Annotated in this window: 19 protein-coding genes; 11 read left to right on the plus strand and 8 right to left on the minus strand. The window is 63.2% G+C overall.

All coding sequences use genetic code 11. The features are described 5' to 3' along the window. A partial coding sequence (locus H0485_RS19205; RefSeq protein WP_226937534.1) for a DDE-type integrase/transposase/recombinase occupies nucleotides 1-282 on the plus strand: 282 nt, incomplete at its 5' end. Between the two features lie 408 nt (nucleotides 283-690). Here the strand turns inward: H0485_RS19205 and H0485_RS19210 are convergent. The 3 genes from H0485_RS19210 to H0485_RS19220 all read right to left on the minus strand — a co-directional run bounded on the left by H0485_RS19210 (nucleotide 691) and on the right by H0485_RS19220 (nucleotide 3,350). Continuing rightward, nucleotides 691-1,143 (minus strand): protein-disulfide reductase DsbD domain-containing protein, encoded by a 453-nt coding sequence (locus tag H0485_RS19210; protein ID WP_226937535.1) that lies wholly within the window; start codon nucleotides 1,141-1,143, stop codon nucleotides 691-693. Nucleotides 1,144-1,250: 107 nt separating this feature from the next. Then, on the minus strand, nucleotides 1,251-1,808 hold the full coding sequence (locus tag H0485_RS19215; protein WP_226937536.1) for a DsbA family protein: 558 nt from the start codon (nucleotides 1,806-1,808) through the stop codon (nucleotides 1,251-1,253). Between the two features lie 153 nt (nucleotides 1,809-1,961). Continuing rightward, nucleotides 1,962-3,350 (minus strand): SLC13 family permease, encoded by a 1,389-nt coding sequence (locus H0485_RS19220; RefSeq protein ID WP_226937537.1) that lies wholly within the window; start codon nucleotides 3,348-3,350, stop codon nucleotides 1,962-1,964. Nucleotides 3,351-3,425: 75 nt separating this feature from the next. Here H0485_RS19220 and H0485_RS19225 point away from each other — a divergent pair, with 75 nt between their 5' ends. Beyond that, nucleotides 3,426-4,241 (plus strand): AraC family transcriptional regulator, encoded by an 816-nt coding sequence (locus H0485_RS19225; protein WP_226937538.1) that lies wholly within the window; start codon nucleotides 3,426-3,428, stop codon nucleotides 4,239-4,241. A 53-nt stretch (nucleotides 4,242-4,294) separates the two neighbouring features. On the opposite strand, the gene tsaA is transcribed toward H0485_RS19225, so the two are convergent. The 5 genes from tsaA to H0485_RS19250 form a co-directional block, all read right to left on the minus strand. Then, on the minus strand, nucleotides 4,295-4,705 hold the full coding sequence (gene tsaA / locus H0485_RS19230) for a tRNA (N6-threonylcarbamoyladenosine(37)-N6)-methyltransferase TrmO (protein WP_198838843.1): 411 nt from the start codon (nucleotides 4,703-4,705) through the stop codon (nucleotides 4,295-4,297). After that, nucleotides 4,702-5,058 carry a DUF5368 domain-containing protein gene (locus H0485_RS19235; protein ID WP_226937539.1) on the minus strand — a complete coding sequence of 119 codons (357 nt, stop codon included), beginning with the start codon at nucleotides 5,056-5,058 and terminating at the stop codon, nucleotides 4,702-4,704. Before H0485_RS19235 ends, tsaA begins: the two co-directional genes overlap by 4 nt. Nucleotides 5,059-5,070: 12 nt before the next feature. Continuing rightward, nucleotides 5,071-6,408 (minus strand): NAD(P)/FAD-dependent oxidoreductase, encoded by a 1,338-nt coding sequence (locus H0485_RS19240; protein WP_198838845.1) that lies wholly within the window; start codon nucleotides 6,406-6,408, stop codon nucleotides 5,071-5,073. Between the two features lie 63 nt (nucleotides 6,409-6,471). Further along, nucleotides 6,472-6,921, minus strand: coding sequence for an OsmC family protein (locus H0485_RS19245; protein WP_202689570.1), 450 nt, complete (start codon nucleotides 6,919-6,921; stop codon nucleotides 6,472-6,474). Nucleotides 6,922-6,951: 30 nt separating this feature from the next. Further along, a complete protein-coding gene (locus tag H0485_RS19250) occupies nucleotides 6,952-7,323 on the minus strand; it encodes a DsrE family protein (protein ID WP_202689571.1) in 372 nt (123 codons plus the stop codon). A 224-nt stretch (nucleotides 7,324-7,547) separates the two neighbouring features. Between H0485_RS19250 and H0485_RS19255 the strand changes: the two genes are divergently transcribed. The 9 genes from H0485_RS19255 (at nucleotide 7,548) to H0485_RS19295 (ending at nucleotide 13,518) form a co-directional block, all read left to right on the plus strand. Continuing rightward, entirely contained in the window at nucleotides 7,548-8,210 is a 663-nt protein-coding gene (locus H0485_RS19255) for a Crp/Fnr family transcriptional regulator (RefSeq protein WP_202689572.1), read from the plus strand. 69 nt (nucleotides 8,211-8,279) lie between these two features. Then, a complete protein-coding gene (locus H0485_RS19260; protein WP_226937540.1) occupies nucleotides 8,280-8,492 on the plus strand; it encodes a YgaP family membrane protein in 213 nt (70 codons plus the stop codon). Further along, a complete protein-coding gene (locus H0485_RS19265; RefSeq protein ID WP_226937541.1) occupies nucleotides 8,489-8,917 on the plus strand; it encodes a YeeE/YedE family protein in 429 nt (142 codons plus the stop codon). Before H0485_RS19260 ends, H0485_RS19265 begins: the two co-directional genes overlap by 4 nt. 1 nt (nucleotide 8,918) lies before the next feature. Further along, complete coding sequence (locus H0485_RS19270) at nucleotides 8,919-9,353, plus strand: DUF6691 family protein (protein WP_226937542.1); 435 nt, start codon at nucleotides 8,919-8,921, stop codon at nucleotides 9,351-9,353. A gap of 41 nt (nucleotides 9,354-9,394) precedes the next feature. Further along, nucleotides 9,395-10,279, plus strand: a complete 885-nt coding sequence (locus H0485_RS19275; RefSeq protein WP_226937543.1) for an MBL fold metallo-hydrolase — start codon at nucleotides 9,395-9,397, stop codon at nucleotides 10,277-10,279. Nucleotides 10,280-10,292: 13 nt separating this feature from the next. Next, nucleotides 10,293-10,625 (plus strand): protein tyrosine phosphatase family protein, encoded by a 333-nt coding sequence (locus H0485_RS19280; protein WP_226937544.1) that lies wholly within the window; start codon nucleotides 10,293-10,295, stop codon nucleotides 10,623-10,625. A gap of 66 nt (nucleotides 10,626-10,691) precedes the next feature. After that, nucleotides 10,692-12,428 (plus strand): SulP family inorganic anion transporter, encoded by a 1,737-nt coding sequence (locus tag H0485_RS19285; protein ID WP_226937545.1) that lies wholly within the window; start codon nucleotides 10,692-10,694, stop codon nucleotides 12,426-12,428. Between the two features lie 67 nt (nucleotides 12,429-12,495). Then, nucleotides 12,496-12,930: a DsrE family protein gene (locus tag H0485_RS19290; RefSeq protein ID WP_226937546.1), complete on the plus strand. Its 435-nt coding sequence runs from the start codon at nucleotides 12,496-12,498 to the stop codon at nucleotides 12,928-12,930. Nucleotides 12,931-12,945: 15 nt separating this feature from the next. Continuing rightward, nucleotides 12,946-13,518, plus strand: a complete 573-nt coding sequence (locus tag H0485_RS19295) for a rhodanese-like domain-containing protein (protein ID WP_226937547.1) — start codon at nucleotides 12,946-12,948, stop codon at nucleotides 13,516-13,518. Nucleotides 13,519-13,551 lie beyond the last annotated feature (33 nt).

The raw sequence follows: 13,551 nt of genomic DNA on the forward strand, positions 1-13,551 counted from the left end.
TATTTTGCGCCGCTCCGGAACCTGGCTCCCGGCGCCGACCATCGGGCGCACAAGGGCCTGAACAACCGCATCGAGGGCTCACACCGACCAACCCGAAAGCGCGAGAAGATAATGGGGCGCTTCAAATCTCAACGACAGGCGCAGAGGTTTCTCGCCGCCCATGACCAGATCAACGCTATCTTCAAACCCCGCCGCTATCGCCTCACCGCCAACTCCTATCGTCATGCAAGGGCAGATGCGTTCAGCCTCTGGGACGACTATGCCCGCGAGATGACCGCGTGACCGGCTTCACACAGACTGCAACACACCAGGTGAAAATAGCTTGGCAATGCCGGCTGCGGGGATGGTTATAGATCTCGCGCGGCGAGGCCGCCTGCTCGACCAGACCATGATCCATCACCACCACCTGATCGGCCAAAGCGATGGCCTCGGGTGACATCGCTTGCCGCCCCGAGGGTCCATACATATTCAGCCATGGCACCGATATTCCCCAAGCATACTGACTTTCCCGACAAAGTCGCCCCACGAGACCGCGAGATCAACCATTTTCCGTTCGAGACGGCGCCTTGCCACGCTCAGGTGTGCGTTCGCGGGCGGCTGAGGTCATGCGGCAGGGTCGTCTGAGGGACGCAGGGTGGTTGCTCGCCCACTCTGCCAGCCGCTTTGGTGGCACCAGCGCGGGGACTAACGTCATCCGACCTGACCACAATCAAGCGGCGAATCCGAAGGGCAGAGCGGCCGCACGCAGTCCTCCGGCGTCCCACCATCGCGTGGCCAACCATTTGGAGAGGCGTCAGAGGATTGGCGCGTCAAACTTGCTGAAGTGAGCACGAGTCGCTGTTCTGTGGAAGCCGCGCTGCGGCGTCGCTGTTCGTCCGACCGTCGGCAAAGGGCCGCCACGCCATCGGCGGTATGGGCGGCGATCTGATCGCGGTAAAGGTAGTAGCCCTCGGCAATACGCCAGCCGATGCCTGCCCGGCCATTCTCGATCGACAGCACTTCGATGATGAAGGCCTCCTCGGGTTCAAGCGGTCGGTTTCCATCGCCCGCGAAGGAGAAGGTCTGCGCATGTGCTGGTGTCCAGAACACGAGAAGCGCCAGAAACAGCGCGGCACAGGCAAGAAGGGAGGAATTGTGTTTCATATGGGCTGACTTGGAAAAGCCGGCTTAACCGGGCCTTAAGAGATGCCCCCTATGACCGGACACGAATGCGAGAGCTTCGCGCATTTGCGGTGTGTGTCGTATACGATTCAGGCCAGATCCTTGCGTGCCTGTGCGACCAGATCCCTCAGGTCAGAGCCGGATCTCTTATCGAACAACGCATCGTTGCCGGCGATGAAGGTAGGTGTCCCCATCAGCCCCATATGGTCACCAAGGGCCATGGATTGCGCAATATGGTCCTCGACTTCGGCGGACCCCATGTCACTTTGCAACTTTGCCGGATCCAGCCCTCCCTCCTGCGCGACCCGCATCGCCGAAGCCTCCTTGGCCCGGCCCCGGATCGCCATCAACCCGCTGTGAAACTGCCAGTATTTCCCCTGTTTCAAGGATGCCAGCGAGGCGCGGGCGCAGAATTCGGAGCCTTCGCCGAAAACAGGCCATTCCCGTAGCACCACCCGCAGGTGCGGATCATCCCCGATCAACTTTCTGATCACCGGAACGCTGGTCCGGCAATGCGGGCAATTGTAGTCGAAAAACTCGGTCAGGGTGACATCGCCCTTCGGATTGCCCAGCACGGGCGAGAAGGGCTGCCGCTCTATCGCGTCACGCAACTCGGGTGGCATGGGATTGTCTTGTGCCCGTGCCATGGGCACGCTAATGGACAGGGCGACGCCCGAGACCAGTCCGAGTGTGATAAATTCGCGTCGCTGCAGTCTACATATGGTGTGATCTCCGGCTAAGGGAAGGGTTTGATCCCGCCCTTGGCCCTTTCACCTTAACCCGGCCTTAAGCGCATCGGGTCACAGCGCGCCGAGCAGTTTCCACCACAAAAAATCCAGTGGCAGCAGCACAACAAATGTGATCAGCGCCAGCGGCAGGGTGATCCGTAGCAGATGGCCCAACTTTTCGCCCGACATCTGCATGGCAACCACCAGCGGGCCGACCTGATAGGGAAAGATCACCGTCGAAAACCCGATCACCTGCGTCATCAGGACAGTATTCAGGCTGAACCCGGTCTGCGCGGCCAGATCGCCTGCCAGCGGCGTCAGCACCGCCGGAACACCCGGCACGGTGGTGAACAGGCCCGTCACGGTTGCCATCAGCGACAGCGAGACGAAGTTTGTCGCGTCCGCCCCCGTCTCCAGCGGCAACACTGCTATCAGCACCTGCCCCAGCATCGCCCCCAGCCCGGAAGCATTGACCAGCGCCCCAAGCGCTAGCGCCCCGGCGACAAACAGCAGCATCCCGAAATCGACCGAGGCCTTGAAGGCCGGCGGCGAAACGATGCCGATCCCGGGCAACAGCAGCAGCACCGCCGCGACCAGCCCGATCCAAGCCGAGTTCACCCCATGCAGGCTGTCGGTCATCCAGAGCGCCAGCGTCGCCAGTAGGATCACCGCCACCCGGATCCGCGCGGCGCGGCTGACGGGCTTGTCGCCTTTGGCGGCCTCGCGCGCAGGCAGGGCGAGGCTGGGTGTATCTGGAAACATCCACAGGACCAGAGCTACGACCGCCACCGCCTTCAGCACCCCCAGCACCGGAAAATGCAGCAGCAGATAGTCCATGTAGCCGAAATGCGCGCCATGGATGGTCTCGGCCGCGCCCGACAATACCATGTTCGGGATGTTCGACGGTAGGATGGTGAAGCCGGGCATATTGGTGCCGATCGCCAGCACCGATGCGATGCCGATCCGGCCCTTCGATCCCGGCCCGAACCCCATCTGATCGGCCAGCGCCATGCCGACCGGCACCATCACCACCGCGCGCCCAACCGAGGACGGCATCAGAAAGCTCAGCAGAACCGATACCGCCATCAGCCCCGCAATCAATCGCGGATAGCTGCCGGTCAGCAGCGGCGCAAGGCCTCGTGCCAACATCGCGCCCAGCCCCGATATCGAGATCGCCGCCCCGATGACAAAACCCGAAACGATCAGCCAGACGGCGGTTGAGGAGAACCCGGCAAAGACCAGATCGGGCGGGGCCAGACCAACGACCAGCAGCACCGCGAAGAAGATCAGACTGGCCAGATAGCCAGGCACAAGGCTCGTGGCCCACAGCACCAGCGTGATCAGCACGATGCCGAGGATCCGCGCCTGATCCGGCATCAGCATTGGCGGCGGCAGGATCGCCATCACCAGTGCCAGCAGGGCAACGAGGGCTGTAAGAATATGTTTGGCGGAAAACGTCATCTGATCAAACCGAAGAGGCTGGTTGGTATCAGCTCTGATCTAGCCTTGACCGCACCCTTGTGCCAGACTGCGATCATGACAACAGATGTCGCCAAACCGCCAGATTTCGACCCCTCGGATATCGCCTTCACGATAGACCCGGCGCGCCCCATCCTGACTCATGGAAGGGTGATCGCCGCCGGACGCGCGGTGCGCCCGCACAGCCATCCGCGCGGTCAGCTTCTGTGGGCCATGCGGGGCGTCCTGCGCGTGGTCAGCAATTCCTGTATCTGGTTGGTACCGCCAAGCCACGCCGTCTGGATCCCCGGCGGTATGAAACATCAGGTCACAATCGAGGCAGAGGCGGAACTGCTGAACATTTATGTCGACCCTTCGGTCACAGTGCGCCCGCCAACACGGCCGATGCCCTGCTGCGCAGTGCTTTTGCTGACCCCGCTGGCGCGCGAACTGATCCGCAGGCTTGGCGACAGCGATACCTCCGCCCCTTTCGATGAGCGGCTGCTCAGGTTCTGCGCCGTGCTGCTCGATGAGGTCGAAGGCCTCTCCGAGGCGCCGCTGAACCTGCCCGGCGGTCAGGACGAGCGGCTGGTCCGGGTGACCCGTCATCTGATCTGCCATCCGGAAGACCCGAGCCAGCTTCCCGAACTGAGTCAGCTCGCGGGCGCTAGCCCCCGTACGCTGGAGCGGCTGTTCCGCGCCGAGACCGGGCTCAGCTTCCGGCAATGGCGGTCGAAACTGCGTCTGCTCAGCGCGATCGAGGCGCTGAACCGCGGTGAAAGCAGCACGACCATCGCTTTTTCGATGGGTTACAGCAGCCCGAGCGCCTTCATCGCCGCGTTCCGCGAAGTCTTTGGAACGACACCACAGCGCTTTCTGAACAACGGCTCGTAAATCCGGTTACGACGAGGCGATTGCCTTCGGGACGCTGAGGGCCAGGGGAAGTTCTATGCCTTTGTCGACCTGCCGCCACAGGAAACCGGCTTGATATCCAGTAGAGCCGTGCCATCGAGGCAATCGAGGGGACCGACGACAAGAATATGCCCCTCTACCGCGATCAGTGGCACCCGCGACAGCGCCACCGGATTGGGGCGATGCGGGGAGCGCATGGCAAAAACCCCGCGCTCGCCCCCGTCATGCGGACTGACCGAGCGCAGCACATCGCGCGCTGCGCGGTCAAACCAGTAGAGGAGATCCAGCTCAGACGCCGACAGAGCATGAAGCGCTTCGGCATATTCCGGCAGGATTTCCAGACGCGCTTCCTCCCCGCCCCGTCCCGGGCCACTCGGACAATCCGCCAGCGTCTTCCATGGGGTGCGGATCTGGCCGATGGGCCGCAAAAGGATGGGCGAGTTCATGGCTTTGCCGCCTTGCCGCGCAACAGCGACTGTGCGGTATAGACGAGGATCGCGGCTCCGACCGCACCCGCCACTGACACCAGCAGCAGCACGATCACATCAATCGGGCCACCGATGTCGCCAAAGCCCGAACTGGTCACATTTTGCACGAACAGCACCGCCGCAATGGCGCCGAACGGCATGGCAACCTGCGCCCAGAGGAATTTGCGCCAGGACACTGCCCGATCCCGGATCAGGACGTAGAGATAGGCCGCCGTCACAAGAACGGCAGCGGCCACCATCACCCATAACAGGCCGCGCCCGAAGATTTCCTCGAGCACCGCGATCATCGTCGAAAACGTTAGCTCCTGCATGTTCCCTCCTCCTCAGGCCCTGCCGCGCAGCATTGCGTTATAGGTGGCCTTCAACGCCACCTCCTTCATCAGCCAGCTGATCCACAACTCCTCCAAGGGTGCGATGAGACCGGGGAAGGAGGGCACAAGGTTGTTGTGATAGTCGAATTCCACCAGCATCGCCTTGCCGACACGGGTGATCATCGGACAAGAGGTATAGCCGTCATAGACCGTCGTGCCTTCGCGACCCTGGATGGCGGCGATCAGGTGATCCTCGACCACCGGCACCTGCCATTTCACGCTCGCCGCCGTCTTGCCCTTCGGCACCCCCGCCACATCGCCGAGCGCGAAGATCTCGGGATAGCGCAGGTGGCGCAGGGTCTTCATGTCGCATTCGACCCAGCCCTGGTCGGACCATTTATCCGCCCAGGACAAGCCCGATTGCCGGATCATCTCGGGCGCGCGCTGCGGCGGGATAACGTGCAGATAGTCATAGGGCATCTCGGTGGTGGATTTCACCACGGCGCCCGTCGCCGGATCGGTGGTCATTGTGGCGAATGTTGCCCGTTTCGCCCCGGCGTCGATGGTGGTCAGGGTCTGGCCGTAATGCGGGGTGATCTTGCGCTCGCCGAACAGCATCCGCACTTTTTCCGAGACGATCGGCACCGAGAACAGCACCTGCTGTGGGCAAGCGTAATGGGTCTCGTATTTGCCCTTGGCACCCCCACGGCTGGCGATGTCGTCGATCAGGAACGTATGTTTCAGCGGCGCGCCGGCGCATTTCATCTCGGTCGCGGGGCGGGTGAAGAGACCAATGCCGCCCTCCTCGGTGAACTTCTGCGCGGCCTGCCATGTCTTCGCGGCGTGCTCCGGCCCGGCATAAAGCGCGCCGATGCCGTTCTGCCCGACCATATCCAGCGCAAAGCCCTCGATGGCATCATGGTCCAGCACGAGGCCGGGCGCGACCACCAGAAAATCATAGTCCAGCCGCTTGCCGCTTTCGGTAGAGACGGTCTTTGCCAGCGGGTCGATGGCGGCGGCCTTCTCAGTAATCAGCGTCACGCCTTGCGGCAGCCAGTCGGTGGTCTGGCTGACGACATAATCCGCCGGTTTCAGCCCCGCCGCAACCAGAGACAGCCCCGGCTGATAGAAATGTTCCTTGCGTGGATCGACCAGAGTGATTGCCGCACCGTCCAGCCGCTGGACCAGACGATTGGCAAGCGTCGCACCACCCGCCCCCGCGCCGATGATCACGATCCGCGCCTTGGTCGCCAGCTTCGCCGCCTGCGCCTCGCCACCAAGGCCAAGCGCCAGCGCCCCAACCGCGCCCAGCCCCAACAGGCCACGCCGCGTGCTTCGAAATTCCGTCATCGTGAAGTCTCTCCTCCCTGCAAAACAAGGGCGGGCGGAGGGTGCCCCCCGCCCGCCCTCCCCTCACGCAGCCTCGCGCGTGATGATCTCGGCCTCGCCTTCCAGCAATTTGTGGACCGGGCATTTGTCAGCCATCGCGACCAGAAGCGCGCGGTCCTCGGGGGTCAAATCGCCGATCAGGGTGACGACCCGCTCGAAGGCATGGGGCTTTTCGCCGGTCGGAGCCGGATCGGCGCCCATGCTCATCACCGGCGCGCGCAGGTGGCGCACCTCGACCGACACATCGTCGAGCGCGATTTTCTTGCGACCCGCGACCATGCGGATCGTCATCGTGGTGCAGGCGGCAAGGCCGGCCATCACCAGTTCAAACGGATCGGGGCCGGTGTCCTGCCCGCCATAGGTTCCCGGTTCGTCCGCGCCAAGAATGTGGTGGCCCACATTGATATATTGCCCGAAGGGGCCAAAGCCGCTTTCGCGGGCCTTCACGACATTGCGTTGCGGAGCATTGCTCATGGTTTCTGTTCCCTGTTTCGGAAAATGCGTTCAGGTGATCTGCAGCGAGCCTTTGGCCGCCATCATCAGGTCGATCACCTCGGGCGCGGTGATGATCTCATAGCCCGGCACCATCTGCTCGGCGCTGAAGCCGTTATGGATCATGCAGGATTTGCAGATGCCGATCCGGCCACCGCCCGCGATGAATTTCGCCAGCAGATCCGGGACCGGCTCGAAGGGCTTGCCCACGTCGATCCCCGCAGTCGCATCGGGCTGGCCCAGTTCGACCGCTTCGACCATCAAGAGCACCATCGCACTGTGCCCCTTTTGCAGCGCGTTCAGCGCCATGGTGAAGGCTACGGTGACCTTGGCCGGGTTGGCGCGGCCATCGAACAAGGTTGCGACGAAATGAGCGGATTGCATGGGTCTCTCCTTTAATCCGGGACAGAGCCGGGGCCGGGGCCGGGCAAAATTGCGCCGACCGGGCACCGTTCTTTTTCGAATTGGAACAGGAACCCGCTGCGGGCAAGACTGCCAATCTGCCATGATATGTCGCCAAAGCGACAGGCCATCACCGGGCACACCCTGATCGGGCCTGCCCATTTTCGGTCGTTCCTGCTAGAACCCCTGTTAACGTAGGAGAGCAGATGGACGACTGGACCGCATATTTCAAAGAAATGGATCAGCTTCCTGCCCCGATGCGCAAATCCCTTCTGCGCAACAGCCGTAAGCTGCAGTTCCCGGCGGGATCGCGTCTGTTCGGTCCAGGGCAGCCCGCAGAGTATCTGCTCCTGCTGGTCTCGGGGAAGGTCAGGGTCACCCAGGTTTCTGACACCGGGCGCGAGGTCGTTCTCTATCGCGTTGGCGCGGGGGAAAGTTGCGTGCTGACCTCGGCCTGCATGCTGGCCTATGACGATCTGGCAACCGAAGGCTTGGCGGAAACCGATGTCGAGGCCATCGGCATCCCCAGGGCCACCTTCGACGAGCTGATGGCGATGTCGCCCGATTTTCGGGGTTTTGTCATGCGGGCCTGGTCGCGGCGAGTGACGGATCTTCTGTCGCTGATCGACGATATCGCGTTTCAGCGGATCGACCTGCGGCTTGCCACGCGACTTCTGGCCATGGCCGAGGGCGATACCGTCCATGCCACGCATCAGCAACTCGCCGCTGAACTCGGCTCGGCGCGCGAGGTGATCAGCCGGACGCTGTCCGAGTTTCAGCGCCGGGGATGGATCGAACAGGCCCGGGGCGAAGTTCGGCTGATGGATCGGCCCGCGCTGGAAAAACTGACGCGAGAGCCGGAAGTGTAACCAAGTCACCGACGGGAGGTCGCGGCCGTGGCATCCTCATGCCACGAAACACAGTCCCGAGGTGTCCCGATGATCAAGAATCTTGGCCAGCCCGACCGCATCCTGCGGTTGGTGGCCGGAATTATCGCAGCCGTGATCGCATGGCTCTATGGCGGCGGCTGGCCAGTGCTTGGCCCCGTGCTGTGGGTCGTGGCGACCATACTGATCCTGACCGCAGCCTTCGCCACCTGCCCGGCCTATCGGCTGTTCGGCCTGTCCACCTGCCCGCTGAAAAAGAAATGACCAGCTTCACCCCCCTGACCTCTTTCGCGGGCGGCATGCTGATCGGGCTGGCCGCCGTTCTGCTGATGGCCTTTCACGGCCGCATCTTCGGTGCGACCGGCATCCTGTCCGGCCTGATGCGTGGCGGCAATATGCGCGACTGGTCGCTGCGGGCGGCGCTGCTTGCGGGCATGGTGCTGGCACCGGGGTTGGTGCTGCTTGGCACCGGCAACTGGCCCGCGCTGGAGGTGCCGGTATCGATGACCGCGATCATCGGCGGCGGGCTTCTGGTGGGGATCGGCGTCAGCTATGGCGGCGGCTGCACCTCGGGCCATGGCGTCTGCGGCAATGCCCGGTTTTCCCGCCGCTCGATCACCGCGACGCTCAGCTTCATGGCGACTGCCTTCGTCACCGTCTATGTCACCCGTCACCTGATCGGAGGTTGAGATGCGCCTGCTTTCCGCCCTGCTCATCGGCCTGGTCTTCGGGATCGGCATTGCCACATCGGGCATGATCAACCCGGCCAAGGTTCTGAACTTCTTCGATATCGCCGGGACCTGGGACCCCAGCCTCGCCTTTGTCATGGGTGGCGCGCTTGCCGTCGCCGTCCCGGGATACCGGCTGGTGCTTGCCCGCAAGGCACCCCGGTTCGAGCCGAAATTCCAGCTTCCCGACACGAAACTGATCGACATGAAACTGGTTGCCGGCTCCGGCCTTTTCGGCATCGGCTGGGCGATTGCGGGCTTTTGCCCCGGCGCTGCCCTGCCCGCGCTTGGCACACTCCGCCCCGAGGCACTGGCCTTCGTCGCGTCAATGATCCTCGGCCTCTTCATCGCGCGCGGTCTGAAAGCCCTCGCTGCCCGCTCGCCCCAATCTGCCTGATCGGGCCGCCCGATCCCGCCATCTGATATTCGGAGGATAGCATGTCCTGCAAAGCCGACCTCACCGTGAAACCCGAAGTCACCCCCTTCTTCGATCCGGCCACCAACACGATTTCCTATGTGGTGAAGGATCCCGGCTCCGATGCCTGCGCCGTGGTCGATTCCGTCATGGATATCGACTATGCCGCCGGGCGCATCAGCTACGAATCCGCCGATGCCATCATCGCCTTTGTCCGCGAACAGGGGCTGCGGGTCGAATGGCTGATCGAGACCCATGTTCATGCCGACCACCTTTCCGGTGCGCCCTATATCCAGGCGGCGCTTGGCGGCAGGATCGGTATCGGCAGCCAGATCACCGTCGTGCAGGAAACCTTCGGCAAGGTCTTCAACGAAGGCACGGAATTCCAGCGTGACGGCAGCCAGTTCGACCGGTTGTTCGACGATGGCGATACCTATCAGGTCGGCGGCATGACGGCTTGCGCCATCCACACCCCGGGCCATACCCCCGCCTGCATGACCCATGTGATGGGCGATGCGGCCTTTGTCGGCGACACGCTCTTCATGCCCGATGGCGGCTCGGCCCGTGCCGATTTCCCGGGCGGCGACGCAGGCACGCTTTACGACAGCATCCAGAAGGTGCTCGCGCTGCCGCGCGAGACCCGGCTCTTCATGTGCCACGACTATGGCCCAAACGGCCGAGACATCGCTTGGGAAACCACGGTGGGCGAACAGCAGGGCCACAATATCCATGTCGGCAAAGGCCGCACGCGCGAAGAGTTCATCGCCATGCGCGAGGCACGCGATGCTACGCTGAAGATGCCGACGCTGATCATCCCCTCGCTTCAGGTCAATATGAAGGCAGGCGAATTGCCGCCCGAGGACGAGAGCGGCAAGCGGTTCCTCAAGGTGCCGCTCGGCGCACTGTAAAGGGTGGGTGAGTATGAAGATCCAGAAACTCTCTCCCAGGCTCGGGATCTGCGGACAGGTCGAACTTTCGGATATCCCCGAGATCGTCCGAAACGGCTATTGCCTTCTGGTCTGCAATCGTCCGGACGGTGAAGAGCGTGGCCAGCCCGGCTTTGCTCAGGTCGCCGAAGCAGCTCAGGCGGCCGGGCTGGCGACCCTGTATCTGCCCGTCGCCGGACCTTCCGATTTCGCGCGTCAGGCCCCCGCCATGGCCGAGGCTATGCGAACAGCATCGGGGCCGGTTCTTGCCTACTGCCGGTCCGGTGCCCGATCCTCGATGCTGTGTACCGCCGCAATAGCCCCCTGATCTTGTCTCATCGCCTCGCCCGTGCCTGAAAACACGCGCGACCTGCCATTGCTGAAAGCGGCCCCCATGCGCCTGTCCCTGACCCGCCATCTGCCCATCCTCGACTGGGGGCGGCGCTATTCGAAATCAGACCTGTCGTCCGACCTGACGGCGGCGGTGATCGTCACTATCATGCTGGTGCCGCAATCGCTGGCCTATGCGATGCTGGCAGGCCTGCCGCCGGAGGCGGGGATCTATGCCTCGGTTCTGCCGATCGTGCTTTATGCGATCTTCGGCACCAGCCGCGCGCTGGCTGTCGGGCCGGTGGCCGTGGTGTCCCTGATGACCGCTTCGGCGGTCGGTCAGGTCGCGGAAAGCGGCACCGCGGGCTATGCCGTGGCCGCGCTGACGCTGGCGCTGCTATCAGGGGCGATGCTGATCGGTCTGGGCCTGCTGCGCTTCGGTTTTCTGGCGAACTTTCTGTCGCATCCGGTGATTGCGGGGTTCATCATCGCCTCGGGCCTGCTGATCGCCGCCGGACAGACGCGGCATATCTTTGGCATCGCAGGTGGTGGCGACACGCTGCCGGAAATCCTGCATCGGCTCTGGCAGCATCTGGCCGAGACGAACTGGCAAACGCTGGTGATCGGCCTGGCCTCCATCGTCTTTCTGGTCTGGGTGCGCAAGGGGATGAAGCCCGCGATGATGCGGCTTGGCGCAGGCGACGGGCTGGCGACGCTGCTGACCCGCGCCGGGCCGGTCTTTGCGATCGTCGCGACCACAATCACCGTCTGGGGTTTCGACCTGCACGAGCAGGGCGTTGCCATCGTGGGTAGCATCCCGCAAGGATTGCCGCCCTTCACCTTGCCCGATCTGTCGCCCGGGCTGATTGGAACGCTTGCCCTGCCCGCAGCCCTGATCTCGATCATCGGCTTTGTCGAAAGCGTTTCGGTCGCGCAGACCCTTGCTGCAAAAAAACGCCAGCGCATCGACCCGGATCAGGAACTGATCGGCCTTGGTGCCGCCAATATCGGCGCGGCCTTTTCGGGCGGCTTTCCGGTGACGGGGGGCTTTGCGCGATCAGTCGTGAATTATGACGCGGGTGCCGCCACCCCTGCTGCGGGCGCCTTCACCGCCGTCGGGCTGGCACTGGCCGCGCTGACCCTGACGCCGCTGCTTTATTTCCTGCCCCAGGCCACGTTGGCGGCCACAATCATCGTCGCCGTTCTCAGCCTTGTCGACCCGGCTATCCTGCGCCGCACCTGGGCCTATTCGCGGCGCGATTTCGCTTCCGTTCTGGCCACGATCCTCGCCACCCTCCTCTTCGGGGTCGAGACCGGGGTCTCGACCGGCGTCGCACTGTCGCTTCTCCTGCATGTGCTGAACACAGCCCGCCCGCATGTGGCCGAGGTCGGTCTTGTCCCCGGCAGCCAGCATTTCCGTAATCTGCTGCGCCATCAGGTCGAAACCCTGCCGGGCGTGTTGATGCTGCGCGTCGACGAGAGCCTATATTTCGCCAATGCCCGCGCCATCGAGACGCTGGTGCTGAATCGCCTGGCCGCCGACCCCGCCATCCGCGACGTGGTGCTGATGTGTTCTGCGGTAAATGTGATCGACTTTTCCGCGCTGGAATCCCTTGAGGCGCTGGCCACGGAACTGGCCGCGCAGAAGGTCCGCCTTCATCTGTCCGAAGTGAAAGGCCCGGTCATGGACCGGCTCGGGACAACGCATTTCCTGCGCGATCTGAACGGCGAAGTCTTCCTGTCGCAATACGACGCCTGGAAGAGCCTGACCGCGACAGGCCCCGGTTCGAAGGCCGGGTAACAAATCGGATGGCCCAGTCTGGTCACCGCAAACCTCCATTGTCACCAACGAGAAAGGGACCGAACCCATGAAAAAGATCCTCCTTGCCGCCACCCTGGCTCTCACCACTGCAAGCGTGGCCCAGGCTGACGAACCACGCAAACTGGTGACCATCCTGACGGCGCCCGAAGCCCAGACACAGCTTATGGCGATGGTTCTGACCATGAATGCCGTGGTGCAGGGGGCCGAGGCGAAAATCCTGCTTTGCGGCCCCGCCGGCGACATCGCGCTGAAAGCAGCTCCGGAAACCGCGACAGCAGGCCAGCCCCCGAAAGGCGCGAGCCCGCAAGGCCTTCTGAAGACGATGATCGAGAAGAACGGCGTGCAGGTGCAGGTTTGCGCAATCTATCTGCCCGGGATGGGTGTCGGCCCGGAAGTCCTCATCGAGGGCGTGACCGCTGCGGCCCCCGACGCCATGGCGAAGGAACTGATCGACGACGACACGACGGTCATGAGCTTCTGATCTGGAACCATGAATATGAAACAGGTCCTGCCCGCCCTTGCTCTCGCCATCATGCTTCCCTTCGTCGCCCAGGCCCAGGAAAGCGATTCCTACAGCGAAACGAAACTCGGCCTTTACGCGACTGCGACAGAAGCCCATGCCATGATGGAGGCCGATCCTCGCGCGATCCTGATCGATGTCCGCGACCCGTCCGAACTGATGTTCACCGGCGCCGCCGAAGGACTGGACATCCATGTGCCGTGGATGGTGCTCGACCGTGCGGAATTCAGCGCCGAAAAGGGCGCCTGGCCGATGAAGCGCAACGAAGGGTTCGAGGCCAGCGTAAAGGCCCGTCTCGATGCCCTTGGCGTGACATCAGAGGATACCATCATCGTGATGTGCCGCTCGGGTTCGTCGCGCAGCGCGCCTGCGGCGGATGTGATCAATGCAATGGGCTATACCAAAGTCTGGTCCGTTACCGATGGCTTTGAAGGCGGCACGCTCAAGGAGGGCACGTCGAAAGGTGTGCGGGCCGTGGACGGCTGGCGCAACTCCGGACTTCCATGGAGCTATAAGGTAGATCCCGGTATCGCCTGGACGCAGGAATAGATCTTCGCTTAACCACGCTGCGGCACGGTGTCG

Source organism: Pseudogemmobacter faecipullorum (assembly GCF_020539525.1).
Classification (GTDB): domain Bacteria; phylum Pseudomonadota; class Alphaproteobacteria; order Rhodobacterales; family Rhodobacteraceae; genus Pseudogemmobacter; species Pseudogemmobacter faecipullorum.

What these genes read in the sequence shown, in the direction of transcription:
- H0485_RS19210 (WP_226937535.1), bottom strand. Translation starts at nt 1,143, where the DNA reads ATGAAACACAATTCCTCCCTTCTTGCCTGTGCCGCGCTGTTTCTGGCG.
- H0485_RS19215 (WP_226937536.1), bottom strand. Translation starts at nt 1,808, where the DNA reads ATGGCACGGGCACAAGACAATCCCATGCCACCCGAGTTGCGTGACGCG.
- H0485_RS19220 (WP_226937537.1), bottom strand. Translation starts at nt 3,350, where the DNA reads ATGACGTTTTCCGCCAAACATATTCTTACAGCCCTCGTTGCCCTGCTG.
- H0485_RS19225 (WP_226937538.1), top strand. Translation starts at nt 3,426, where the DNA reads ATGACAACAGATGTCGCCAAACCGCCAGATTTCGACCCCTCGGATATC.
- tsaA (WP_198838843.1), bottom strand. Translation starts at nt 4,705, where the DNA reads ATGAACTCGCCCATCCTTTTGCGGCCCATCGGCCAGATCCGCACCCCA.
- H0485_RS19235 (WP_226937539.1), bottom strand. Translation starts at nt 5,058, where the DNA reads ATGCAGGAGCTAACGTTTTCGACGATGATCGCGGTGCTCGAGGAAATC.
- H0485_RS19240 (WP_198838845.1), bottom strand. Translation starts at nt 6,408, where the DNA reads ATGACGGAATTTCGAAGCACGCGGCGTGGCCTGTTGGGGCTGGGCGCG.
- H0485_RS19245 (WP_202689570.1), bottom strand. Translation starts at nt 6,921, where the DNA reads ATGAGCAATGCTCCGCAACGCAATGTCGTGAAGGCCCGCGAAAGCGGC.
- H0485_RS19250 (WP_202689571.1), bottom strand. Translation starts at nt 7,323, where the DNA reads ATGCAATCCGCTCATTTCGTCGCAACCTTGTTCGATGGCCGCGCCAAC.
- H0485_RS19255 (WP_202689572.1), top strand. Translation starts at nt 7,548, where the DNA reads ATGGACGACTGGACCGCATATTTCAAAGAAATGGATCAGCTTCCTGCC.
- H0485_RS19260 (WP_226937540.1), top strand. Translation starts at nt 8,280, where the DNA reads ATGATCAAGAATCTTGGCCAGCCCGACCGCATCCTGCGGTTGGTGGCC.
- H0485_RS19265 (WP_226937541.1), top strand. Translation starts at nt 8,489, where the DNA reads ATGACCAGCTTCACCCCCCTGACCTCTTTCGCGGGCGGCATGCTGATC.
- H0485_RS19270 (WP_226937542.1), top strand. Translation starts at nt 8,919, where the DNA reads ATGCGCCTGCTTTCCGCCCTGCTCATCGGCCTGGTCTTCGGGATCGGC.
- H0485_RS19275 (WP_226937543.1), top strand. Translation starts at nt 9,395, where the DNA reads ATGTCCTGCAAAGCCGACCTCACCGTGAAACCCGAAGTCACCCCCTTC.
- H0485_RS19280 (WP_226937544.1), top strand. Translation starts at nt 10,293, where the DNA reads ATGAAGATCCAGAAACTCTCTCCCAGGCTCGGGATCTGCGGACAGGTC.
- H0485_RS19285 (WP_226937545.1), top strand. Translation starts at nt 10,692, where the DNA reads ATGCGCCTGTCCCTGACCCGCCATCTGCCCATCCTCGACTGGGGGCGG.
- H0485_RS19290 (WP_226937546.1), top strand. Translation starts at nt 12,496, where the DNA reads ATGAAAAAGATCCTCCTTGCCGCCACCCTGGCTCTCACCACTGCAAGC.
- H0485_RS19295 (WP_226937547.1), top strand. Translation starts at nt 12,946, where the DNA reads ATGAAACAGGTCCTGCCCGCCCTTGCTCTCGCCATCATGCTTCCCTTC.